Source organism: Algiphilus sp. (assembly GCF_965216485.1).
Lineage (GTDB): Bacteria > Pseudomonadota > Gammaproteobacteria > Nevskiales > Nevskiaceae > Algiphilus.
Genome location: NZ_OZ244162.1, coordinates 2,385,207 through 2,407,879 on the forward strand (window position 1 = coordinate 2,385,207; position 22,673 = coordinate 2,407,879).

The 22,673-nt window shown below is 66.4% G+C and carries 23 protein-coding genes; 16 read left to right on the forward strand and 7 right to left on the reverse strand.

Features of this window, described 5'->3' with window-relative positions; translation table 11 throughout:
- The first annotated feature begins 75 nt into the window (after positions 1–75).
- On the forward strand, positions 76–927 hold the full coding sequence (locus ACOOFO_RS11135) for a 6-carboxytetrahydropterin synthase (RefSeq protein ID WP_420426843.1): 852 nt from the start codon (positions 76–78) through the stop codon (positions 925–927).
- Positions 928–1,005: 78 nt separating this feature from the next.
- On the opposite strand, the gene ACOOFO_RS11140 is transcribed toward ACOOFO_RS11135, so the two are convergent.
- Entirely contained in the window at positions 1,006–1,473 is a 468-nt protein-coding gene (locus tag ACOOFO_RS11140; protein ID WP_420426844.1) for a Fur family transcriptional regulator, read from the reverse strand.
- A 58-nt stretch (positions 1,474–1,531) separates the two neighbouring features.
- Between ACOOFO_RS11140 and hisI the strand changes: the two genes are divergently transcribed.
- The gene (gene hisI / locus ACOOFO_RS11145; protein ID WP_420426845.1) at positions 1,532–2,008 is read left to right on the forward strand and encodes a phosphoribosyl-AMP cyclohydrolase; all 477 of its coding nucleotides are present in this window, start codon (positions 1,532–1,534) and stop codon (positions 2,006–2,008) included.
- Here the strand turns inward: hisI and ACOOFO_RS11150 are convergent.
- The 3 genes from ACOOFO_RS11150 to ACOOFO_RS11160 all read right to left on the reverse strand — a co-directional run bounded on the left by ACOOFO_RS11150 (position 2,005) and on the right by ACOOFO_RS11160 (position 6,422).
- Positions 2,005–4,275 carry a DNA internalization-related competence protein ComEC/Rec2 gene (locus ACOOFO_RS11150; RefSeq protein WP_420426846.1) on the reverse strand — a complete coding sequence of 757 codons (2,271 nt, stop codon included), beginning with the start codon at positions 4,273–4,275 and terminating at the stop codon, positions 2,005–2,007. The genes hisI and ACOOFO_RS11150 overlap by 4 nt on opposite strands.
- Positions 4,233–4,949, reverse strand: coding sequence for a lipoprotein-releasing ABC transporter ATP-binding protein LolD (lolD, locus tag ACOOFO_RS11155; RefSeq protein ID WP_420426847.1), 717 nt, complete (start codon positions 4,947–4,949; stop codon positions 4,233–4,235). The genes ACOOFO_RS11150 and lolD overlap by 43 nt, the downstream gene beginning before the upstream one ends.
- 225 nt (positions 4,950–5,174) lie before the next feature.
- On the reverse strand, positions 5,175–6,422 hold the full coding sequence (locus tag ACOOFO_RS11160) for a lipoprotein-releasing ABC transporter permease subunit (RefSeq protein ID WP_420426848.1): 1,248 nt from the start codon (positions 6,420–6,422) through the stop codon (positions 5,175–5,177).
- Between the two features lie 81 nt (positions 6,423–6,503).
- Between ACOOFO_RS11160 and ACOOFO_RS11165 the strand changes: the two genes are divergently transcribed.
- The 3 genes from ACOOFO_RS11165 (at position 6,504) to ACOOFO_RS11175 (ending at position 8,923) form a co-directional block, all read left to right on the forward strand.
- A complete protein-coding gene (locus ACOOFO_RS11165; RefSeq protein ID WP_420426849.1) occupies positions 6,504–6,869 on the forward strand; it encodes a hypothetical protein in 366 nt (121 codons plus the stop codon).
- 138 nt (positions 6,870–7,007) lie between these two features.
- A complete protein-coding gene (locus ACOOFO_RS11170) occupies positions 7,008–8,030 on the forward strand; it encodes an agmatine deiminase family protein (RefSeq protein ID WP_420426850.1) in 1,023 nt (340 codons plus the stop codon).
- Positions 8,027–8,923 (forward strand): carbon-nitrogen hydrolase, encoded by an 897-nt coding sequence (locus tag ACOOFO_RS11175; RefSeq protein ID WP_420426851.1) that lies wholly within the window; start codon positions 8,027–8,029, stop codon positions 8,921–8,923. Before ACOOFO_RS11170 ends, ACOOFO_RS11175 begins: the two co-directional genes overlap by 4 nt.
- Before the next feature lie 14 nt (positions 8,924–8,937).
- Here ACOOFO_RS11175 and dnaQ read toward each other — a convergent pair whose 3' ends face one another.
- The 3 genes from dnaQ to ACOOFO_RS11190 are packed head-to-tail and all read right to left on the reverse strand — an operon-like array spanning position 8,938 to position 10,909.
- Positions 8,938–9,660 carry a DNA polymerase III subunit epsilon gene (gene dnaQ, locus ACOOFO_RS11180; protein ID WP_420426852.1) on the reverse strand — a complete coding sequence of 241 codons (723 nt, stop codon included), beginning with the start codon at positions 9,658–9,660 and terminating at the stop codon, positions 8,938–8,940.
- On the reverse strand, positions 9,657–10,106 hold the full coding sequence (gene rnhA / locus ACOOFO_RS11185) for a ribonuclease HI (RefSeq protein WP_420426853.1): 450 nt from the start codon (positions 10,104–10,106) through the stop codon (positions 9,657–9,659). Before rnhA ends, dnaQ begins: the two co-directional genes overlap by 4 nt.
- Entirely contained in the window at positions 10,103–10,909 is an 807-nt protein-coding gene (locus ACOOFO_RS11190; RefSeq protein ID WP_420426854.1) for a class I SAM-dependent methyltransferase, read from the reverse strand. Before ACOOFO_RS11190 ends, rnhA begins: the two co-directional genes overlap by 4 nt.
- A gap of 16 nt (positions 10,910–10,925) precedes the next feature.
- On the opposite strand from ACOOFO_RS11190, the gene gloB reads away from it, so the two are divergent.
- The 11 genes from gloB (at position 10,926) to ACOOFO_RS11245 (ending at position 22,668) form a co-directional block, all read left to right on the forward strand.
- Positions 10,926–11,690: a hydroxyacylglutathione hydrolase gene (gloB, locus tag ACOOFO_RS11195; RefSeq protein WP_420426855.1), complete on the forward strand. Its 765-nt coding sequence runs from the start codon at positions 10,926–10,928 to the stop codon at positions 11,688–11,690.
- An 8-nt stretch (positions 11,691–11,698) separates the two neighbouring features.
- On the forward strand, positions 11,699–12,769 hold the full coding sequence (locus ACOOFO_RS11200) for a transglycosylase SLT domain-containing protein (protein ID WP_420426856.1): 1,071 nt from the start codon (positions 11,699–11,701) through the stop codon (positions 12,767–12,769).
- A gap of 138 nt (positions 12,770–12,907) precedes the next feature.
- Positions 12,908–15,214, forward strand: a complete 2,307-nt coding sequence (locus tag ACOOFO_RS11205) for a tetratricopeptide repeat protein (protein WP_420426857.1) — start codon at positions 12,908–12,910, stop codon at positions 15,212–15,214.
- Complete coding sequence (locus ACOOFO_RS11210; protein WP_420426858.1) at positions 15,211–18,027, forward strand: tetratricopeptide repeat protein; 2,817 nt, start codon at positions 15,211–15,213, stop codon at positions 18,025–18,027. Before ACOOFO_RS11205 ends, ACOOFO_RS11210 begins: the two co-directional genes overlap by 4 nt.
- Entirely contained in the window at positions 18,011–18,697 is a 687-nt protein-coding gene (locus ACOOFO_RS11215; protein WP_420426859.1) for a tetratricopeptide repeat protein, read from the forward strand. The genes ACOOFO_RS11210 and ACOOFO_RS11215 overlap by 17 nt, the downstream gene beginning before the upstream one ends.
- Before the next feature lie 11 nt (positions 18,698–18,708).
- Positions 18,709–19,149 (forward strand): hypothetical protein, encoded by a 441-nt coding sequence (locus ACOOFO_RS11220; RefSeq protein WP_420426860.1) that lies wholly within the window; start codon positions 18,709–18,711, stop codon positions 19,147–19,149.
- A 59-nt stretch (positions 19,150–19,208) separates the two neighbouring features.
- Positions 19,209–19,844: a MotA/TolQ/ExbB proton channel family protein gene (locus ACOOFO_RS11225; RefSeq protein ID WP_420426861.1), complete on the forward strand. Its 636-nt coding sequence runs from the start codon at positions 19,209–19,211 to the stop codon at positions 19,842–19,844.
- Positions 19,841–20,335 carry an ExbD/TolR family protein gene (locus ACOOFO_RS11230; protein WP_420426862.1) on the forward strand — a complete coding sequence of 165 codons (495 nt, stop codon included), beginning with the start codon at positions 19,841–19,843 and terminating at the stop codon, positions 20,333–20,335. The genes ACOOFO_RS11225 and ACOOFO_RS11230 overlap by 4 nt, the downstream gene beginning before the upstream one ends.
- Positions 20,332–20,865, forward strand: a complete 534-nt coding sequence (locus ACOOFO_RS11235; protein ID WP_420426863.1) for an ExbD/TolR family protein — start codon at positions 20,332–20,334, stop codon at positions 20,863–20,865. Before ACOOFO_RS11230 ends, ACOOFO_RS11235 begins: the two co-directional genes overlap by 4 nt.
- Before the next feature lie 2 nt (positions 20,866–20,867).
- Positions 20,868–21,851, forward strand: a complete 984-nt coding sequence (locus ACOOFO_RS11240; protein WP_420426864.1) for a TonB family protein — start codon at positions 20,868–20,870, stop codon at positions 21,849–21,851.
- A 31-nt stretch (positions 21,852–21,882) separates the two neighbouring features.
- A complete protein-coding gene (locus ACOOFO_RS11245; protein WP_420426865.1) occupies positions 21,883–22,668 on the forward strand; it encodes an enoyl-ACP reductase FabI in 786 nt (261 codons plus the stop codon).
- Positions 22,669–22,673: the final 5 nt, after the last annotated feature.

Below are 22,673 nucleotides of genomic sequence, written 5' to 3' on the forward strand. Positions count from 1 at the left end.
CACGGCAGGAATGCGGCGCGCAATCTTAAACTATGGGTGGCGCTGCCACTTTGCGCCGCCCTATTGTGAACGCTCATGGCCTGCCTCTTCGTCAACCATCTCACCGTCGCGGATTTCTCCTACCTCGACAGCGCGCGCGGACTCGTGGGCGAATCCTGGATCGTCGACATCGAATTGGAGGGCGACCTCGACGCGCAGTCGATGGTGCTCGACTTTGGCGCGGTAAAGAAGCGCATCAAGCGCGCTATCGACGACAGCATCGACCACACCCTGCTGGTGCCCCTGCAGGCCGAGGGCGTGCAATGGGAGCCGGGCACCCAGGACACCCGGCTGCTCTTCCCCACGGCGATGGGCGCCATCGAGCACGTCGCGCCGCCGTGTGCCGTGTCCGCGATGGACTGCGCCGAGATTACCGTCGAGGCCGTGGCGCAACATTTGGAATCGGTTCTGCAGCCGCTGATGCCGCCCTCAGTGCACGCGCTGCGCATCGGACTTCGGCCCGAGGCCATCGACGGCGCCTACTATCACTACAGCCATGGCCTGCGGAAACACGACGGCGCCTGCCAGCGCATCGCCCACGGGCATCGCTCACGCTTGGTCATCGAGATGGACGGCCAGCGCCAGCCCGATTGGGAGCGCGAGATCGCCCTCGCCTGGACGGACATCTATCTGGGCGTGGTCGGAGACATCAGCGCTCGCGCCAATGGCCGCATCCGCTTTGCCTACGATGCCCCCGAGGGGCATTTCGAGCTCGCGCTGCCGGAACACTGCGTGGATCTGCTGGAAACCGACAGCACGGTGGAATGCATCGCCGTCACCCTGCAGCAGCGTCTGCGCCAGCACAAGGCGCTTGAGGCCGACCGCCGATTGCGCGTCCGCGCCTTCGAGGGCGTGGACAAGGGCGCCATTGCCGACGCGCACGAATAGCCCGTTAATCCGTTGGTTAGCCGGGTTTTCTAAGCTACTTTCGAGCCAAAGGCGACGGCATCCCGCGCCAGCAAGGCATCAGCTACTGGGCTGACACTGGGCGCAGAGGCCATAGACCTCCACCACCTTGCGTTGCGGCGTGAAGCCGAGTCCGCGCGCGTGGGCATCCAGCGAGGCGCGGACGTCGGGGTCGTGCGCCTCGTGCGAGGCGCCACATTCACGGCAGACAAAGTACATGCTCTCGTGGCGGTCCCCGGGGTGATCGCAGACGACGAAGGCATTGCGCGACTCGATGCGATGCACGAAACCCTCTTCGAGCAGGAAATCCAGCGCGCGGTACACAGTGGGCGGTGCCAGGCGCTTGCCCGTGCTCTGCTGCATGCGTTCGAGCAATTCGTAGGCGGAAATGGGGGCCGCGTAGGCCACCATGGCCTCGTAGGCGGCGCGCCGCATTGGGGTCAGGCGCACGCCCCGTTCACTGCAGGCAGCCTCGACGGCACGGGTGGCCTCGCTGGGCGATTCGGCTTCGCAATCAGAACGGGTCATGACGGGTTCATGATATAACACGCGCCCCGCGAATCCCGGCAACCCTGTCGTTTCTGCCATGTCTGACTTCATCCGCTTCTTCCCGCGCCAATCCATCGAACAGGTCGAAGAGGGCAACGAGCTGGCCCCCAAATTCGACGAGCATGGGCTGATCCCGTGCATTACCACGGCGGCCGGTACCGGCGAAGTGCTGATGCTGGGCTACATGAATGAAGAAGCCCTGAAGCGCACCATCGCCACCGGCGAGGCGCACTACTGGTCGCGCTCGCGCCAGGTGCTGTGGCACAAGGGTGCGACCAGTGGTCTGGTGCAGACCGTTGAGGAGCTGCGCATCGACGACGACCAGGACGCGATCTGGCTACGCGTCTCGGTGCAGGGTGATGCCTCTTGTCACGTCGGTTACCGCTCCTGCTTCTATCGTGCCGTACCGGTGGGCGAAGGCGAGGCCGAGCGTCCGCTGGAGTATCGCGAGAGCGAGAAGACCTTCGACCCGGTCGCCGTCTACGGCGACGCGCCGAACCCGACCAAGCTCTAGTCAACGGCGCTGGGCAGCCGATACGGCGCCCGCCAGATCCGGCGCTGTTCGCGCGCAGAGCGTAATTGCGGTTGCATACCCGCGCCAAGCCGAACCACCAGGCTGCCGGCGTCGCCGGTCGTGACCGTCTCTGCCCCGGCGCGTTGCCAGCGGCGCAGCACCTCCGGATGCGGGTGACCGTGCCGGTTGCGCCAACCGGCACTGAACACCGCCCACTCCGCCTTCAGCGCCTCCACGAAGGCCGGCGTCGATGAAGTGCGGCTGCCGTGATGCGGCACCACCACGACCTGCGACGCCAGTTTCTCCGCCGTCGACCCGCCCAAGGCCTGTTCGGCGGCCGCCTCGATATCCCCTGTGATCAGCAAATGCTGCCCGCCGGCCGTGACGCGTAGCACACAGGAGCGGTCGTTCGCCTGCCAGCGCTCGGGCTGCCTTGGATGCAGCACCTCGAAGCTCACGCCGTCCCAGTTCCAGCGCCGAGGGGACCGACATGCGGCATTGCCCTCCTCCCAGGTTTCCATGACCGGCAGCGCCTGCGCCACCGCGACAGCGCCGCCGGCATGGTCACGATGGCGGTGCGAGATGATCAGTCGGTCCACGGCGCGCACACCGGCCTGCCGCAGGTACGGCACCACAATGGCCTCGCCGGCATCGAAACCCCCTGGCCAGGCCGGCCCTGCATCGTAGACCAGGGTCTGCTGCCGGGTGCGCACCACCACCGACAGGCCCTGACCGACATCGAGGATGGCCACTTCGGCCACCCCGGGTGTGAGCCCGGGACGCGGCCAGAGCAACGGCAACCAGCAGATCAGCCCGAGCAGGCGCAGTGGTTGTATTTGCGGACTAAGCAGCAGGAAAGCGCCCCAGGCCGCGCACAGGAGGGTCAGCGCCCCTGGCATGGCCTCCAGCCACAGCATGGGTGCCGCGTCCGCCGCAAGGATCAGACCCTGTCGCAACCATTCGAGCAGATGCGCCGCCGCTGTCAACGGCAGCGTGCTCCCGCCCGCCCAGGCGAGCGCAACACTGGCCAGCAGGAGCGGCAAGAGCACGGCGAAGGCGGGGATGACCACGGCGTTGACCAATGGTGCAAGCAGGCTGGCCCCGTCGAAGAAGAGCAAGGTCGCCGGTGTCAGACCGACGAGCAGTGCCGCCTGCAATCGGGGAATGCGCCACCACACCGCCGCCCCGCCGGCGCGTTCGCTGCTGACCATCACAATGGTGGCAACGGCCAGAAAGGACAGCCAGGTTCCGGCCCCCAGGACAGCCAGCGGGTCGAAGGCCAATACGGCCATCCACGCCAGCATCAGCACATGCCAGGCACGGGTGCGGTGGCCGCTCCACAGTGCCAGGGCAATCACCGCCCACATCAGCAGCGCGCGCTGAGTGGGCACGCTGAAGCCGGCCAGCGCCGCATAGGCCAACGCCGCGGCCGTGCCGGCCAGCAGCCCGGCCCGCGGCGCGGGCATGTGACGGCACAGCCAGGCCGAGCGCTGCCACAGCCAGCGCCCAAGAAAGAGAAAAAGCCCGGCGACCAGGCCCACATGCAAACCGGAAATGGCCACCAGATGCGAGGTACCGGTCACGCGCAGCACCCGCCAATCAGCCTCGTCGAGGCCATTGCGGTTGGCAACGGTCAGCGCCCGCGCCAGATCCAGCGCCGGATGATCGTGCAGCCAACGGCCGAGCGCAGCGTCGAGGTGCTGGCGCATCGAACGCCACCATGGCGGCGGCGCGGCCTCCGCGCAGGGATGGCCCGCCCGCACATAGGCACTGGACACATAGCCTTCCGCGAACAGCCAGCGCTCGTAGTCGAAAGCTCCCGGACTGACCGCGCCGCGCGGCGTGCGCATGCGCAACTGCAGAACCCAGCACTGCCCCCCAGCGAGCGCCACATCGGCGAAGTACCAGCTGGTGCGAATGGCGCCCTGCACTGCTTCGCCAGGCAAAGCCTCAAAGCGGAAACGCCAGTGGTCCGCGCGTTGTAGCGGCAGGTCGGCAATGCGGCCCTGGACCGTCACGTCCTCGCCGTGGCGTTCGGCGGGCCAGCGCGCGTCGAGCAGGCTGGAGGCGTGCCACAGCGTCCAGCTGGCGCCCAGCAGACACCACAGCAGCGGCCAGCGCAGCCAGGAGCGGATGAAAGCAACGGCAACCAGGGCAAAGGCCAGTACCGGCCAAGGCAAGAGCAGCGGCGACCAGAGGACGCCGAGGACACCGGTCGAAGCGCCTAGGCCGGCGCTGAGGAGCCCGCCTCGGCTTGTCCGCTCCACGACGCCGGATCGCTCCCGTCGAGGGAATGAATGCGCTGCATCTTGGCCGCCAGATGCTCGTCGTGGGTGACCACGATCAGGGCCGTGCCAAGGGCGCGGTTCAGCTCCAGCAGCAGATCGAAGACCCGTTGGGCATTGTGCCGGTCCAGATTGCCGGTCGGCTCATCCGCAAGCAACGCACGCGGCTGGGTCACCAGTGCGCGCGCAACCGCCGCGCGCTGTCGCTCACCGCCCGACAGCTCGCTCGGTTTGTGCTGCAGGCGATCGCCCAGTCCCACGCGCTCCAGCATGTCTTGCGCACGCTTGCGCGCCGAGGCGGCTGGATCGCGTCGCAGCAGCAGCGGCATGGCGACGTTGTCCAGGGCACTGAACTCGGGCAACAGATGATGAAACTGGTAGACAAAGCCCAGCGACCGATTGCGCAGGCGACTGCGAGCGCTGTCCGACAGCGCCGCCATGTCGCTGCCGTCGATCAGGACGCGCCCGGCGTCCGGCCGGTCCAGTCCACCGAGCAGATGCAGCAGGGTGGACTTGCCGGAACCGCTGGCACCGACCACGGCCAGCGACTCGCCGGGGGCCACGCGCAATGCCACATCCTCGAAAACGGTCAGCGTTCGACGCCCGTCGGCGAAGCGCTTGGTCAGCCCCTCTGCCGCGATGACGGCTTCGGTCACAGGACACCTCCGGAACAGTGGCGGGCGATGCGTACTTGGTCCCCGCAGTGCGTCTGCCCGTAGGCCGCGCGCGGATGCACGTCGTTAACACCCGGCTGCGCGAAGCCCCGCACGCTGCTCGCTGTGCTCGCGAAGCATGGAGATGGCCGGCTTGTCCTGCCAGTCCCGCGCAGACTCGCGACGCTAACACCCCGCTGCGCGGGGCCCCGCACGCTGCTCGCTGCGCTACTCATGCCGGAGTGCCTCGGCAGGCATGGTGCGCGCGGCCCGCCATGCGGGATAGAGACCCGACAGCAGCGCCAGCAGGAAGGCCATGCCCCCCACCCGGATCAGGTCGCCGCGCTCCACCTCGGAGGGCAGATCGCTGATGTAGTACACGTCCGGCGCCAGGAACTGCTGGCCGGTCAGCGTCTCGATGAAGGGCACCACCACATCAATGTTGAGCGCCAACGCCAGGCCGGCACCGAGCCCAAGCAAGGTTCCAATGACGCCAATGAGCAGCCCCTGCACCAGAAAGATCAGCATGATCATGCGCGGGGTTGCGCCAATGGTGCGCAGGATGGCGATATCCGGCTGCTTGTCCTGTACCACCATGACCAACGTGGACACGATATTGAAGGCGGCCACGCCGACGATCAGCGACAGGATGATGAACATGACCGTTTTCTCCGTGCGAATGGCGCGGAAGAAATTGGCGTGCTCCCGGGTCCAGTCGGAGATGCGGTAGCGGCCGCCCAGCCCTTCGGCGACATCACGCACGACCCGCGGCGCCTGGAACAGATCCTCCAGCATCAGCCGTACGCCGGAGACCTGGTCGGCCATGCGCAGCAGCGCTTGTGCATCATCGAGGTGAACCACCCCGAGACCGCGGTCGAATTCGTACATCCCCACTTCGAAGACGCCAACCACCTCGAAACGACGAAAACGCGGCAGCACGCCCGCCGGCGTGACGCTGGCCTGCGGCACCATCAGATCGACGGAATCCCCCTTGGCGACGCCGAGCGAGCGCGCCAGCTCAGCACCGAGCAGCACGCCGAACCCACCCGGCTTCAACGCCTCCAGCCCACCATCGCGCATGTACTCGGGCAATTTGGAAACCTGTGCTTCCCTCTGGGGCAGGACGCCGCGCAGCAAGGTGCCTGAGGTCTGGCCGCGTACGCGCAACATCGCTTCACCGCTGATGTAGGGCGCGGCGGCAACCACGCGCGGGTCGCCGGTGACCTGATCCGCGACGCGCTGCCAGTCGGCAAGCACGCCGCGCTCTCCCGAGATCGTGGCGTGGGATGCCATGCCCAGAATCCGCTGCCGCAGCTCCTTTTCGAAACCGTTCATCACCGAAAGCACCACGATCAGCGCCATGACGCCGATGGCGATACCCAGCATGGAGACGATGGAAATGAAGCCGATGAAATGGTTACGCCGCTTGGCGCGGACATAGCGCAGGCCGATCAGCAATTCGACGGGTGGGCTCATGGTTCGCGATTAGACCACAGGCGGCTGTCTGAGCCCTTTCTGGCTGCGCTATGCTCATGACAAAGCGAAGAGCCTGATCCCATGCCTGTATTCCGCACCCTGTTCCCACTCCTTCTGCTGCTGACCAGTGCCACCGTGATGGTGCCGTCGCATGCGGAGACGCTGCGCATTCCGGCCACCTCCCTGACGGCGGAGGGCCTGCCGGAGCGCGGCATGACCATGGTGGCGGTGGAAGCCGAGTACGGCCCGCCCGAGACACGCTTCGACCAGGTCGGGGGCGGTCATGCCAAGCGACCGCCCATCGTGCGCTGGGACTACAGCGATTTCTATGTCGTCTTCGAGAAGGATCGCGCCATCATCGCGGCGCCGAAGAATCGCGCCGTCAAGCCGATCCGACAGAGCGAGCAGCTCGAGGTCGAGTCCGAGCCCGTAACGGGCACCCCCTGAAGCCAGGGCGCACGCCCCCTCATCGCCCCCACACTCGCGCCCGTAGGCACGGCGCGCATACACTGCGCCGCGCGCTGACCGCCGCAGGCTTGCCCTGGCGGCATTCCGTGCCCCCTGTCTCCCCTGCTCCACCCCGCCATGTCGATTTTTCTGCCCGCCGAATGGGCGCCGCAAGCCGCCGTCCAGCTCACCTGGCCCCACGCCGATGGCGATTTTGGGCCGATGCTGGATGAAGCCCATGACCAGTTTGTGCGCCTGGCCGTCGCCATCGCCGAGGCAACCCCTCTGCTGGTGGTGGTGCCCGATCGCCCTGAGGCGCGCCGCGAGGAATTACTGGCGCGCGGGGTGGCAGCGGAGCGCCTGCGAATGGTGATGTTGCCCAGCAATGATGTGTGGGCACGTGACCACGGCCCAATCACCGTCTGGCAGGACGATGGGGCGCGGCATCTGGACTTCCGCTTCGACGGCTGGGGCGGCAAGTTCGATGCCCGCCTCGACAATGCACTCACCGCACGACTCGCCGACCAGGGCCTCCTGCCAGGGCCGACCGCGCCCGTGGATTGGGTACTGGAAGGTGGCAGCATTGAGAGTGACGGCGCCGGCACCATCCTGACCACCGAGCGTTGCCTGCTGGATACCGCGCGCAACCCGGGCGCGACGCAAGAGAACGTCGAGGCGATGCTGCGCCACCAGTTGGGCGCACAGCGGGTGCTGTGGCTGGCCCATGGCGATCTCCTCGGGGACGATACCGATGGCCACATCGACACCCTCGCCCGCTTCTGCCGCCGGGATTGCATCGCCTATCAGGCCTGCGACGATCCATCGGATGCGCACTTCGAGACCTTGGGCGCCATGGCCGACGAACTCAGCGCATTGCGTACGGCCGAAGGCACCCCATACACCTTGATTCCGCTGCCGTTGCCGGCGGCGGCCTTCGATCCGGACGACGGGCACCGCCTGCCAGCCGGCTATGCCAATTTCCTGATCAGCAACGCGCTGGTGCTCGTGCCCACCTACGATGACCCGGCCGATGCCATCGCCCTGGCGCGGCTGCAGGCGGCCTTTCCCGAGCACCGTGTGCGGGGCGTCGACTGCCGGACGCTGATTCGGCAGCATGGCAGCCTGCACTGCGTGACCATGCAGATTCCGAGCCAACCATGACGCACCATGCCTCTCGCCGCCTCACCGCCGCCGTTGTCCAGCACGCCTGTGGCGAAGACGTGGCGGCCAACCTGGAAAGCAGCATTGCCGCGATTCGCGATGCCGCAGCGAAGGGCGCCCGACTGATCCTGCTGCAGGAACTGCATCGCAGTCGCTACTTCTGTCAGGACGAGCATCCGGACCGCTTCGATCTCGCCGAGCCGATCCCCGGCCCGAGCAGCGAGACCCTGGGGGCATTGGCCGCCGAACTTGGCGTGGTCATCGTCGCCAGTCTCTTCGAGCGCCGTGCTGCAGGCCTCTACCACAACACTGCCGCGGTGCTGGACGCCGACGGCCGCCTGGCCGGCATCTACCGCAAGATGCATATCCCGGATGATCCGGGCTACTACGAGAAGTTCTATTTCACCCCCGGCGATCTCGGCTTCGAGCCCATCGACACCGCCGTCGGCCGGCTCGGGGTGCTGGTCTGCTGGGATCAGTGGTACCCCGAGGCCGCACGCCTGATGGCGCTGGCCGGGGCCGAGCTGCTGCTCTACCCCACCGCCATCGGCTGGAATCCGCAAGACGAGGCGGACGAGCAGTACCGTCAGCGCGACGCCTGGCGCACCATCCAGCGCGCGCACGCGATCGCCAATGGCCTGCCCGTACTCGTCGCCAACCGCTGCGGCCATGAGCCGGACCCTTCGGGCGTATTGCCCGGCGCGCAGTTCTGGGGCGGCAGCTTCATTGCCGGGCCGCAGGGCGAAATCCTTGCCGAAGCCGAGGATCAGCCCACCACAGTGCTGGCCGAGATCGATTTGGCGGCCGGCGAGCAGGTCCGCCGTTGGTGGCCTTTCCTGCGCGACCGGCGCATCGACGCCTACGACGATCTGCTACGCCGCTATCGCGACTGAGCGGTGCTGCCCGGCTAGGTGGTGCTCGCGGACTTCCACAGACAGCGGCCCGCACGTTTTTCGATCTCGCCGAGGCGCGCCTCATGCTCGGCCTGCTCTGCCTCGTTGGCCCGGATGACCGGCAGCGGCCGCGTGGCAGTGGATTCGATCAATGCCTTCAGCGCCGGCGGCAGGCTATCGCTCTGCCCGTCGGTGCTGCTGTGCAGCGCCAGGGTTTCCTGGCCGCCGGTCAGCGCCAGATAAACCTCCGCCAGCAGCTGGGCGTCGAGCAGAGCGCCGTGCAGTTGGCGATTGGAATTGTCGACGTCGTAACGCTTGCACAGCGCATCCAGGCTGTTCTTCTGGCCTGGGTGCTTTTTCTTGGCCAGCGCCCAGGTGTCGGTGACGGTGCACAGGTCGGCAATGCGTTCCGGCAGACCGGCACGGGCCAGCTCATGATCGAGAAAACCGACATCGAAGTCGGCGTTGTGGATCAGCAGCTCAGCGCCCTTGAGAAAGGCCAGCAGCTCGCTGACGCGCTCGGCGAAACGCGGCTTGTCGCTCAGAAAGGCGCGCGAGATACCGTGCACATTGAAGGCCCCCTCGTCGATATCGCGTTCGGGATTGAGATACCAGTGCAGGGTATCCACCGGCCGCCGCTGTTCGAGCACGACGCAGCCGATTTCGATGATGCGATGGCCTTCGCTGGCTTCGAGGCCGGTGGTCTCGGTATCCAGCACGATCTGTCGTGTCGTCATCCCGCCATCTCCGCCTGTGCCTGCTCCAGTCCCTGATTGGCGAGCTGATCCGCCTGCTCATTGCCGGCATTGCCGGAGTGACCGCGCACCCAGCGCCAGTCGATACGGTGGCGCTGCGCCGCGGCATCAAGGCGCTGCCACAGCTCCCGATTCTTCACCGGTTGCTTGGACGCCGTCTTCCAGCCGCGCCGCCGCCAGCCATCCAGCCATTCCGTGATGCCGTTGCGCACGTAGACCGAGTCGGTATAGAGCGTGACCTCACAGGGGCTCTTGAGCGCTTCCAGCGCCTGAATCGCGGCCATCAGTTCCATGCGGTTGTTGGTGGTCTCCGCCTCGCCGCCGCAGAGGGTCTTCTCGTGGCTGCCGTAGCGCAGCACCGCGCCCCAGCCACCTGGTCCCGGGTTGCCGCGGCAGGCGCCATCGGTATAGATCTCTACGCACTTCATGCCGGTGGGCGCTCTTCTTCCGTCGGACGTTCACGTCGAAAATGGGTCACGGCCACGCCCGGTGCAGGCGCAGGCCGACGGCGCAGCAGGGGCTGTCGTGCCAGCGTCAGCGGAAAGACGCGCTTGCGCGCCACCAGGACGTAGCAATCGGCAAAGGTGCGCGCCATACCCCCCTGCGAAGGGCCACGATGCGGCGGCCCCACCGAGAAGCCGCTGTAGCGCTCCAGTTCGAAATCGAGGACGTCCAGCCAGTCGCGGATACGCCCCGGCCGCACCAGCCCGGTGCCCGCAGGCAACACGCGCCCACCGAGCCCCATCAGCCGGGGCAACGCGCCAATACTGTGTGGCGACTGGCCGACAATGAACAGCACGCCGCGGTCGTTCAAAACCCGATTCGCCTCGCGGATGAGGCGGTGGGGGTGCACCGAAAACTCAAGCGCGAAAGCAAGCACGACGGCATCCATGCTGCTGCTGGCCAGCGGAAGCATGGCGGGATCGGCCACCAGCGCACCGCCTTCGAAGCAATGCGCCGTACATTGCACCCGTCGCAGGGTGCTCGCCTCGCGGGTCAGGTCGCGCCCGCAGGCACCGATCTGCAGACACCATCGACCGAAGACGTCGCCCAATGAATCCCGTATGCTCAGCGCGGCGAGGGCTTCGAGTGCAGTGCGACGCCGGCTGATCTGCCATTGACGCAGCGCAGCGTGGCGTTTGCGTGCGCGGCGCTGTTCGCGCTGCCTCGCGATGGCTTCCGCACGCGCGGCAGCGGTTTGTCGCGCTGCATTTGACCCGAAGAATTGCATTGCGCAGCATCTTAGTATGAAAAACGCTGTCCCACTGCCCGCATTTCAAGACAACTACATCTGGTCGTGGTTTGACGGCGAGGCCGCCGTGGTCGTCGACCCCGGGGACGCCGATGTCGTCACAGCATGGCTCGAGGGCAACGGCTATCCGTTGCGCGACATTCTGCTCACGCATTGGCATCCGGACCACACCGGCGGCGTGGACGCGCTGCGCAATCGCTATGGGGCCCGTGTCGTCGGCCCCTTGGCCGAACAAGCACGTCTTCCCGCTTTGGATCTGGCGGTGAGCGACGGCGATCGCGTGCGCTCGGGTGGCGAAGATTTCTCCGTCATGGCGATCCCGGGCCACACCCTCGGGCACATCGCCTACGTCGGCGCCGACTGCGTGTTCTGTGGCGACACCTTGTTCCATACCGGATGCGGGCGCCTGTTCGAGGGCGAACCCGCACAGATGTACGACTCCCTGGCCCGACTGATGGCGCTGGATGCCAATACCACGGTCTACTGCACGCACGAGTACACCCTGGCCAATCTGGCCTTCGCGCGCAGCGTCGAGCCGGATGACGACCGGCTGCGCCAGGTCGAAGCCGATGCCAAGCAGCGCCGGGCCGAAAATCAGCCCACCTTACCGACCACCATTGGGGAGCAGAAGGATTTCAATCCCTTCCTGCGCACGGACGAAGCCGCATTGGCCGAGGCCGTTTCCGGCGCGGTCGGACACACCGTGGCGCCGGGTGTGGACACCTTCGCCGCGCTGCGCGCGCTGAAAGACCGAAGCTGATGCAGGCAATGACTGGCCTGCGACGCCTGGCAGCCGGCACCACCCTCCTGCTGCTCGCCTTCGGCGTGCAGGCGGACACCACCGACGATCTCTGGGAAGGCTTCTGCGCGGAGGCTGTGATGCAGGCGCCGGATGCCGCGGCCGCCGAACGCAGCGCGCGCTGGCATACCCGTTCGGCCACGCATTTTCAGGACCTGCTGTATCGCGCCGAGCCCTGGCTCTGGCACACGATGGCCGCCGTTCGGGCGCGCGGCATGCCTATCGAGCTGGCGGTATTGCCGGCCATCGAGAGCGGCTTTGAGGCCGACGCCCGATCCAACCGCGCCGCTGGCGGCCTGTGGCAACTGATGCCGGCGACTGCCCGCCGCTTCGGCGTGCCGATGCAGCAGGATTACGACGGCCGCGCCGATGTCGGCCATAGCACCCGCGCGGCCCTCGACTATCTGGCCTATCTGCGCGATCGCTTCCACACCTGGCCACTGACACTGGCCGCCTACAACGCAGGCGAAGGCACGGTGGTGCGCGCCTTGCGGGCTGTCGGTGCGCGTCCGGGTACGCGTGTTGCCGTTGCCCGCCTGCGCCTGCCGGGAGAAACGCAGGCGCATCTGAACCGCTTTCTGGGCTTCGTGCGCGCAGTCTGCAATCCACAGGGCTATGGCTATGTCCGGCCTGTGCTTCCGGCGCGACCACTGATCCAGGCGGTGCACTTCAACCAGCAGGTGGAGTTGGACCGTGTCGCCGCACTTGCCACCACCTCGGTGGCCGAGCTCCAGCGCGTCAATGCTGCCCTTTCCAGCGATAGCACGCCCGCAAGTGGCCCGCATCGGGTGTGGGTACCCGCGCACCGCCAATCGCATCTGGCACGACGGCTGCGCCAGGATGGTCACCTGAGCCTGGTGGAGCATGGACGATATCGCGTACAGCCCGGCGACACGCTCTCGCACATTGCCCTGCGACACCAGACCACCACGCAGCAGCTCATGGCCATGAATGCGCTTTCGTCGACCCGCATCCGGGTAGGCAAGACCCTGCTCGTGCCGCTGCCTGCGAGCGCCGTGGCCAGCGCGCCCGACGCCTGAAGGGGCGGCTGATGCGACCCTGGACCGCGGCTTGCAGGTGCCGGGCGGCGGCGTCGCGGCGGCAACGGACAAAGCCGGAGCTTGCGGGTAGCTTTGATACACTGAATTTTCAGTAGCCAGCGCACTGTAGACCCCAACGTGAATCGACCGACGCTTTCCGGCATCCTGCTGCGTACCCTGCTATTGCCTGCGCTTTGCCTGTTTGCAAGCCAGGCCGGAGCGGCAACGCAGCGGGTGGAACTTGACCAGGCCACTTCCGACGCCAAGAGCGCGTTGCTGGCAAAGGAGCGCGACGTCCGGCAGCAGCGGCTGGCACTGCGCTACCCCCCCTATGCCCGCGTGGATCTCTACGCCGAGGCGCGCATGGAGGGCTTCATTCTGGAGTCCATGCGCATCGCCATCGACGAACGGCAGGTCTACGCCCACAACTACGAACTGCGCGAGGCACGTGCCCTCGCCCATGGCGGCGTGCAACGCGCGCGCCGGCTGGCAATCGCTCCGGGCGAGCACACCGTCAGCGTCGAATACTCGGGGCGCCGGATTGATCGCCGCGGCGACGGCACCCCGGTCAGCGAGCGGTTGGAAGCCACCTTCTACAAACGCGCCGAGGCGCTGAATATCGTGGTATCGCTGGGCGAGCGCCCCGGCCCACTGGAATTCAGCACGCTGGATATCGCCGGACAGACGGGTAGCGACAATACCCAGGTGCGTCGCGTTCAGGCGGGTAGCCGGGAGGATCCGCGTCTGGGTCACGCCCGCTACCTGAGCAAGACCGGCGACCATTTCGCCGCCCTGGTGGAGCTGGCACTGATGGACGGAGGCAGCGGCGATTACGCCCTGGCAGAACCGTACTACTGGTTGCTGGCAGAGAGTTACCTCAACTTCGGCATGCTTGAGCCGGCACAGCGTGCCTACGACCGCCTGACGCGCATGACCGAGGACCGGGAGCGCCTGACCGAAGGCTTGCTCGACCTGGCGGAATTCGAATATCAGCGTGGCTATCTGTTCGAGGCCGTGCAGCGCCTGCGGCGTCTGCGCAACGATGTCGAGCGCAATTACCTCACGCGCTGGCAGGATTTGACCAGCCGGGTGCTGCTCGACCAGGGGCGTTTTTCCGAAGCAGCCGATGTGCTTCGCGAAAAACCGAACCGCGACGATCACACGCCCTTCATGCGCTACAACCTGGGCATTGCCCTGATCAATGCGGGGGATCTTTCGGCCGGTCGCAGCGCGCTTGACGAGATCTCGCGCCAGCGCCCGGAGGGTACGGTGGAACTCGCCCTGCGGGACAAGGCCAATCTGACCCTTGGTTACCATTTCCTGCGCCAGCAGCTGGGCGGTACCGCCAAGCCCATGTTCGCGCGCATCCGCACCGAAGGCCCCTTTTCCAATCGCGCCCTGCTCGGGATGGGATGGGCCGAGCTCGCCCCCGAGGGGTCGCGTCAGCAACGCGAGGCGGTGGGCGACGCCAGCGAGTACGATGCCTTCCGCGATGTTGCGTCGCTGGGAGTGCTGATCCGTCCTGGTTTCTTCGAGGCCGAAATCTACCGGCGGCTGGCCAATCGCCCCTTCCGTCGCGCCGGCATCAGCGAGGACGAGAACCAGTCCCTGCTGCGCGCCCTGACGGTCTGGAACGAGCTGGTTCAGCGTGACCCGATGGACGCGGCGGTCCAGGAAGGCATGCTCGCCATTCCCTACGCCCTGGACCGGCTTGGGGATTACCAGGGCGCGGTGCAGCGTTATCAGGAAGCCATCGAGGTCTTCGAAGAGGCGCGCGAGCGCATCGACGCGGGAATCGAATCGGTACGCGGCGCGCTCATGCTGAATGCGATCGTGCGGCGCGACGCCGATGCGCAATCGGGCTACAACTGGCGACTTCTTGATCTGCCCGACCTTCCCGAAACCTACTGGCTCAACCGGTTACTGGCCGAACACCGCTTTCAGGAGCAGCTCAAGAATTATCGCGACGCGCGCCTGCTGACCCGACGCATCGAAGACCTTCGCAACGACGTCGACCGCACCTTCCAGGCTGCGTCCCTCTTGCCGGCCCCTCCGGAGTCGGTGCTGTTCGCCGACCAATACGACATCTTTTCGCGTGCCGACCTGCCTGCACTGCGCCTGCGCGCGGCGGACCGCCTCACGCTGCGCAGCGACGATGCCGTACCACCCGTATCGGAACCGGCCCTGGTGCTCCGCGAAAGCAATCTTCCCGCGCGCTTCGACGGCCAGCGCGAAGCGTACGCCGATGCCGTGACCGGACTGAGCGATCAGCAGCAGGCGCTGGAAGCCCTCGCTCGTCGGCAGAGCGAAGCCGTTCGCAAGCTGGCCATTGAAGATCTGGAAGCGCAGCGCGACATTCTCAAGAAATACCTACTCGAAGCCCGCTTCGCGGTTGCCCGCCTTTACGATCGCGAACTGCGCGACGAACCCGCCAACACACCATGAAACCGACCCCGCTTGCCTTGGCCGCTGGACTCGCCAGCCTGCTGCTCGCCGCCTGCGGCAGCAGCGGCACGAGCGAGACCGGCCCCACCATTCGCAGCCTTGAGAACCGGGAAGCGACGCTGCCAACGCGCCGTCCCGATGCGGACGACGAGCGTCCGACGCAGCCCAGCCCGGAGCTCGCGCTGGAGAACTACCGCGCCCTGCTTGAGCTTTCCGCCGATGAAGATACCCGCGCCGAGGCCCAGCGCCGGCTGGCGGATCTTCAGGTGCAGCTGAACGAACTCAATCCAGCGGATGACAGCGAGCAACGGCTGGAAGAGGCGATCAAGCTGTACAAGCGGCTGATCGCGCAACGCCCCAATGATCCGGGCAATGACCGCGTCTACTACCAGCTTGCTCGCGCTCAGCAGAATATCGGCCGGGTCGATGCTTCGGTGGCCACACTCGCCGAGCTGACGGAGGCCTATCCGAACAGCCCCTACGCGGCCGACGGTCGTTTTCGTCGCGCTGAGCTGCTTTTCGCCACCAAGCGCTTCGACGAGGCTGCCGCCGAATACGAAGCCGTGCTCGCTCTGGAAAACCAGACGCCCTTCTTCGAAGCCGCGCAATACAAGTACGCCTGGACGCTCTACAAGCTGGCACGGTATCCCGAGGCCATCGAAGTGCTGTTCACGATCCTCGACCGCGAATTGCCTGAGCCGGTGGCCCACGAGCCGGAGGCCGCATTGGCCGAGGTGCCGCAGGTCAAGCGCGATCTCACGCGCGACGTGCTGCGTGTCACCAGCCTGTCCTACACCGCCATGGGTGGCGGGCCGGCCGTCAACGATTCCTTCGCCGAGCGCGGCGAACCGCGCTTCTATCCGCTGATCTACAGCGCGCTTGGCGAGTTCCTGCTTGAACGCGAACGCTACAGCGACGCGGCCGGCGCCTATGCCGCCTTTGTCGCGCGTTTCCCAATGCACGAGCTGGCCCCGGACTATCAGGTGGCCGTGGTCGACAGCTACCGCGCCGGCGGCTTCCAGGACCAGGTTCTTGCCGAGCAGCAGCGCTACGTGGACACCTATGATCCGCGCGCCGCGTACTGGGAAGGGGCTGAGGCCACCGATACCGTACTGACGACCTTGCGCAGTTATCTTGGCGATCTATCCGGCTTTTTCCATGCGCGGGCGCAGGAAACACCGCGCGATGTGGAGTGGCCCACGGCCCAGTCCGACTATCTGACCGCGGCCGGCTGGTACCAGCGCACGCTGGAAATCTTCCCGGACGCCGACGACGCGCCGGAAGTGCACTTCCTTCTCGGCGAGACCTTGCTGGCAGGCGGCGAGCCGCTGCGTGCCGCCGAGGCCTATCATCAGACCGCCTATGACTACCCGCCGCACGCGCGCAGCGCCGAAGCGGGCTACGCCGCCGTGCTCGCCTACTATGATGTCCACGCCGCCGCGGCGGAGACCGACAAGGCGGCCGCCTTGCGCCAGGCGGTCGACGAGGCGCTGCAGTTCGCCGAAGCCTTTGCGCAACATCCACAACGCCTGCCCGTGCTGACCCGCGCAGCGGAGGACCTATACGGCCTGGAAAGCTATGAGGAAGCGATCAGCGTCGCCGCTCGCGTCCTCAATACCGCGGAAGCGCCGCGCAATCTGGTGAAGACGGCACTCGGGGTACGCGCGGATTCCGAGTTCACGCTGGAGCGCTACAGCGCCGCCGAAGCTTCCTATCTGGATCTTCTCGGACTGCAGCAGCGTGGCACGGCAGAAGCGGATCGCGTCGCCGACCAGCTCGCGCTGAGCATTTTCCGTCAGGCCGAGGCCGAGGAGGCGGCCGGCAACGCCGGGGCGGCGGTGGCGCAATACCTGCGCATCGGACAGGTCACGCCGAATGCTGCCATCCGTGCCAATGCTGAGTACGACGCCGCCGTCCTGCTCATGGACATGGAGGACTGGGCCGGCGCCGCCCGCGTGCTGGAAGGCTTCCGCAGCCGCTTTGCCGACCACGAGCTCGCCGCCGACGCCGACAAGCAGTTGGCCGTGGCCTACGAGCGCAGCGATCAGCCCGTCAAGGCGGCCTCGGCCTATGCCCGCATCGCCGGCCGCGCCACGGAGTCAAATGCGGTACGCGAGGACGCCGGCTGGAAGGCGGCGCAGCTGTTCGACGACGGCAATGCCACCGGCCAGGCCATCGACGCCTATGAAGGCTACGTCGCGCTGGCTTCGGCCACCGCGGAGCGCCGCACGCAGTCGCTGCGCCGCCTCATCGATCTTACCGAGGGTCGCAATCCGGAGAAGTACCGCTTCTGGCTGAATCGCGCGGCCGCTTCCGACGGCGATGGCAGCGCCGCCGGTCAGCTGCTTGCGGCGGAGTCAAGCCTGGCGCTGGGTCGGATTGCCGCCGACAAGGCCGCGGCCGTCGAACTGCGTCAACCCTTGCGCGAGACGCTGCAGGAGCGCCGTCAGCATGTCGAGGCGGCCGCCGCGCGCTTCGACCGGGCCGCCGGCTATGGCTTCGAATCGGTCACGCCCGCCGCCACCCATGCGCTGGCTCGGGTGTATCACGACTTCGCGCGCGACCTGCTCGATTCGCAGCGACCGGCCGGGCTGAGTGGCATCGCCCTGGACGAGTACAATCTGCTGCTTGAAGATCAGGCCTATCCGCTTGAGGAACAGGCCATTGATCTCTACGAGGCCAACCTGCGGCGGATACCGCAGGGTGTCTGGAACGATGCCGTGCGCGCCTCGTGGCAGGCCCTACAGGATCTGGTGCCTGCGCGCTATGAACGTCGCCCCATTCTGGAGGATCGCTATGAATCGCTACGTTAGCGGGGCCGTGCTGCTGTTGGCGCTGTCGGTTGCCGGCTGCAGTTTCGGGCCGAAGCGTGCCGAGCCGCTGTCGAAGGAACCGGTACCGGCGACGGATCGCGGCGACACAGGCAGCGATGCGGCGGATCAGTCGCCCGAGGCCCGTTTCGAGGAAGCCATGGGCTTTCTGCGCAATGGCCAGGTCGATGCCGCGCAGCGCGTCCTCGAACAGATGAGCCGGGACTATCCTGCGCTCAGCGGACCGCCCACCAATCTCGGCATCCTGCACGCCCGCGCCGAGCGCTGGGACGCAGCGCGCGCCGCACTGGATGAGGCCATCGCGCGCAATGCCGACAACAAGGTTGCGCTGAACTGGCTGGCGCATACCTACCGCGAGGACCGTCAGGCAGAGCGCGCCGAACGCTACTGGCTGCAGGCACTGGACGTGGACCCCCGCTACACCGCCGCGCACATCAACCTCGGCATGCTCTACGAGGAGGTCATGGCGGATCTGCCGGCGGCGGTGCGCCACTACCGGGCCGCCTATGACAGCAGCGATGAAAGCGAATTGCGCGTCCTGCCCTGGATTGCACGACTCGAAGAACGCCTACAAAGCACGGCCGCTTCTTCGGCAGACGGTGCCGTCGGCGGCGACAATACTGCCACCACCAATCCGGCGGGCTCGCCCTAGGAGACGCAGAGATGAAGCGAAGGCTTCGCACCTTGATCGTTGCGCTGTGCGCCGTCTGGACCGGCGTCGCACTGGCCCAGGATGGTCCGGCCATCGACACCAGCGGCGGTAACCTCGGTTCCACCAACCGTGATGCGCCCGGTACCTCGGCAGGTGCGGACACGCGCGCCAATGAATCGCCGGCAGATGCGGGCCAGCAGCCGGCCGTGGATACCGGTAATGCGGGGGCCGGCACCAGCGTGATCGGCGATACCGAGTCGCCGATCGGGCTCTACATCATCCCGTGGCGTTCGACATCGCCGACGCCGCAGCTCGACCGACCGGCCCGCTTCGTGGACGCCACCGAGGAGCCCGTCGACGAGACCCAGTTCCGTCGATTCGTCGAGTACCACGACGCCCTTACCCGCCATCGCGCGGCGCAGCAGGACGCCGCCGACCGTGCTCGCCAGTAGCGATGCCGGTCACTGGACTACACCGCCTTTCATGATCGTCAGCTAGGACACGCCTCTCCATGGATTTCTTCAGCACTGCTCTTCAGTTCCTCGGCCGCGGGGGTCCTTTCATGTACCCCATCGGTTTCATTCTCGTGCTTGGCCTGGCCATCACCATCGAACGCTGGATGTTCCTGACGCGTGCGCACCGCGAGAATCAGCGCATGTGGAACGAGCTCCAGGATCTTGTCAATCGCGGCGAGTTCGAAAAGGCCGGCGACATGGCTGCCCAGTCCGACAGTGCCGTCGGCAAAGTGCTGGCGATGGGGCTGGCACGCGCCCATGGCCGCGACTCCCGTCAGGACATGGAAAGCGCGATGGAGGAGTCGCTGCTTGAGGTCACGCCTCTGCTCGAAAAGCGCACTCACTACCTGGCGACCTTTGCCAACATTGCCACGCTGCTCGGGCTGCTTGGCACCATCATTGGCCTGATTCAAGGCTTTTCCGCGGTGGCCAATGTCAATCCGGCGGAGAAAGCCAACTTGCTGTCAGCCTCGATCTCGATCGCGATGAATACCACGGCTTTCGGCCTGATGACCGCCATTCCGCTGCTGCTGCTTCACACCTACCTGACCACCAAGACGAATGCCCTCATCGACAGCCTGGAAATGGCTTCGGTGAAGTTCGTTAACGCCCTGTCCCGTCGCGGCGGATGATCTCCAAGCTCCACAAGCGCCGGCGTGCCCCGACGTCGGAGCTGCAAATCACTGCCTTCATGAACCTGATGGTGGTGCTCGTCCCCTTTCTGCTGATCACCGCGGTGTTCTCGCAGCTGGCCGTGCTCGAGCTGGCCTTGCCCGAGCCTGCCAGCGAAAGCAGCGACGAGCCGCCGTTGCCACCGGGCCTGCGTGTCGTGGTGCGGGCCGACACGGTGACCGTCACGGACGGCGGCAGCCCGGTCCAGGCCTTTGATCGCGCCGACGATGGCGCCATCGACACCGAGGCGCTGGGTGCACTGCTCAGTGAGATCAAGTCACGGCGCCCGGACGACACCGCGATCACGCTGCTGCTGGAGCCCAGCGTGGCCTACGAGGATCTGGTCACGGTAATGGACACCGTGCGCATGCAGCCGGACAACCCCAAACAGAACATGTTTCCGGATATCGCCATTGGTGAAGCCGCCCCCGTGAATGGAGAGGCGCCATGAGCCGGCGCACGATGAGTTTCCGCGGCAAGCACCTGCAACGGCGCGCCGGAGAGCAGAAGCGCGGCGGACTGAATCTGGTGTCCCTGATGGACATCTTCACGATTCTGGTCTTCTTCCTGCTGGTCAACTCCTCGGCGGTGGAGGTGCTGCCAGCGCCGCGCGCCATGCAGTTGCCGGAATCGCAGACCGAGGAGCGCGCGCGCGAGGTGCCCGTCATCATGATCACCCGCGAGCGCGTGCTGCTCCAGAACGGCAGCCGCACGACGGACATCATGTCGATTCAGGATGCTGCCAGTCAGGATGGCGATGTCATTCCCGGGTTGCAGGCACAGCTTGAGCAGGATGTGCCCCTGGTATCGGTGGAGATCGACGATCAGACCCAGCGCACGCGCGGCGAGATCAACGTCATGGCGGACAAGGAAACGCCCTTCTCCACCCTGAAGCGCATCATGGCGACCGCGACCGAAGCGCGCTTCTCCACCGTCTCTCTGGCGGTGCTGCAGCGACAGCCGAGCAAGGAGGGTTCCTGAGCGTGTACGCACTGAGCCCTGAAGTCGCACGCTATGCGGATGCCTCGGACCGCCGCTTCCAGCGCGTCCTGTTCGCACTGTTCATCCCGTTTCTGATCATCGCGCTGGTCATGCCCTTCCTGCGCATCCCCGGCCTCTCCGAAGGCGGCGGTCAGCAGGGCGAGGAACCGCGCTATGCGCAGCTGATCCGCGAGCGGGCGGCCGAGATCGCCCAGCAGGAGGAAGAGCCCAAGCCGGTGGAACAGCCGGAGCCCGAGCCTGAACCCGAGCCCACACCGGAACCGGAGACGCAGGAGGCCCCCGAACCTACGCCCGAACCGGAATCGCGCGAGACCCCCGAACCGCGCGAACAGGCGCCCCAGCCCGATGCGCGACAGGAAGTACGCCAGCGCTACAGCAGCGAATTCGAGGCCTTGAGCGATCTGCGCGACCAGACACTGACCCAGCGTATGGATGGCAATCGCAGCCTGCGCAGCAGTTCCGATGTCCTGCGCGCCCAGGGCAGCGGCGTCAGCGGCGGCGGCGCGGTGGAGCAATCGGCGCGGCAGCGCTCCGGCGGCGGAGGTAGCGGTGAAGTGCGTGCCGCCCAGAGCAGCACCGGGATCGGCAGTCGCAGCACGACCCAGGTCGAGCGTCCGGCCGGCGTCGGCGCCCCCAGCCCACGCGTGGGCGACAGTGGCGACCAGCGCAAGTCGGGACGCAGTCTGGATGAGCTGCAACTCGTCTTCGATCGCAACAAGGGCGCCTTCTATACCCTCTACAACCGCGCGTTACGAGAAGATCCGTCGTTGCAGGGCAAAGTGACCTTGCGCATCACCATCGCCCCCAATGGCAGCGTCACGGATGTCCGCATCGTCGACAGTCAGCTGAACAACCCGAGCCTCGAACAGCGCATTCTGACGCGCGTTCGCACGCTCAACTTCGGCGCCAAGCCCAACGTGGACACGGTGACGCTGAACTATCCAATGTATTTCATGCCGAGCTAGGGCGGCAGGCCGCACTCTGGGAGGAGAATCGATGGGCTTTCTGCAGGGAAAAACCGCACTGATCACCGGCTTCGCGAGCGAGCGCTCCATTGCCGCGGGTATCGCACGCGCCATGCACCGCGAGGGCGCCGAGCTGGCCTTCACCTACCAGGGCGAGAAGCTCGCACCGCGCACCGCGGAATTTGCCAAGAGCCTGGACAGTGAGAGCGTCTATCCCCTCGACGTCAGCAAGGACAGCGATTTCGAGGCGCTGACGGAAGCCCTGCGCAATCGCCACGAGGGCATCGACATCGTTGTACATTCCATCGGCTTTGCCCCGCGTGAGGCCTTGCAAGGACGCTTCATCGAACAGACCACGCGCGAGGCTTTTTCCATCGCGCACGATATCTCCGCCTATAGCTTTGCCGCGCTGGCACGCGCCACCCTGCCGCTGATGGAAGGCAGGCAGGGCGCCATGCTCACGCTCAGCTATCTGGGCGCCGAGCGCGCCATCCCGCGCTACAACGTGATGGGCCCGGCCAAGGCCGCACTCGAATCGACCACGCGCTATCTGGCCGCCGATCTCGGACCGCAGGGCATTCGCGTCAACGCCATCTCTGCCGGCCCGATCAAGACGCTGGCCGCCGCCGGCATCAGCGGCTTTCGCGGCATGCTCTCCAAGGCTGAATCGATGTCTGCGCTCAAGCGCAATGTCAGCGCCGACGAAGTGGGCAATGTCGCGGCCTTCCTCTGCTCCGACCTGGCGTCGGGCATCACCGGCGAAGTCACCTATGTCGACGCCGGCTTCCGCGTCATGGGATTTGCCGAAGGCGAATAGCGGTT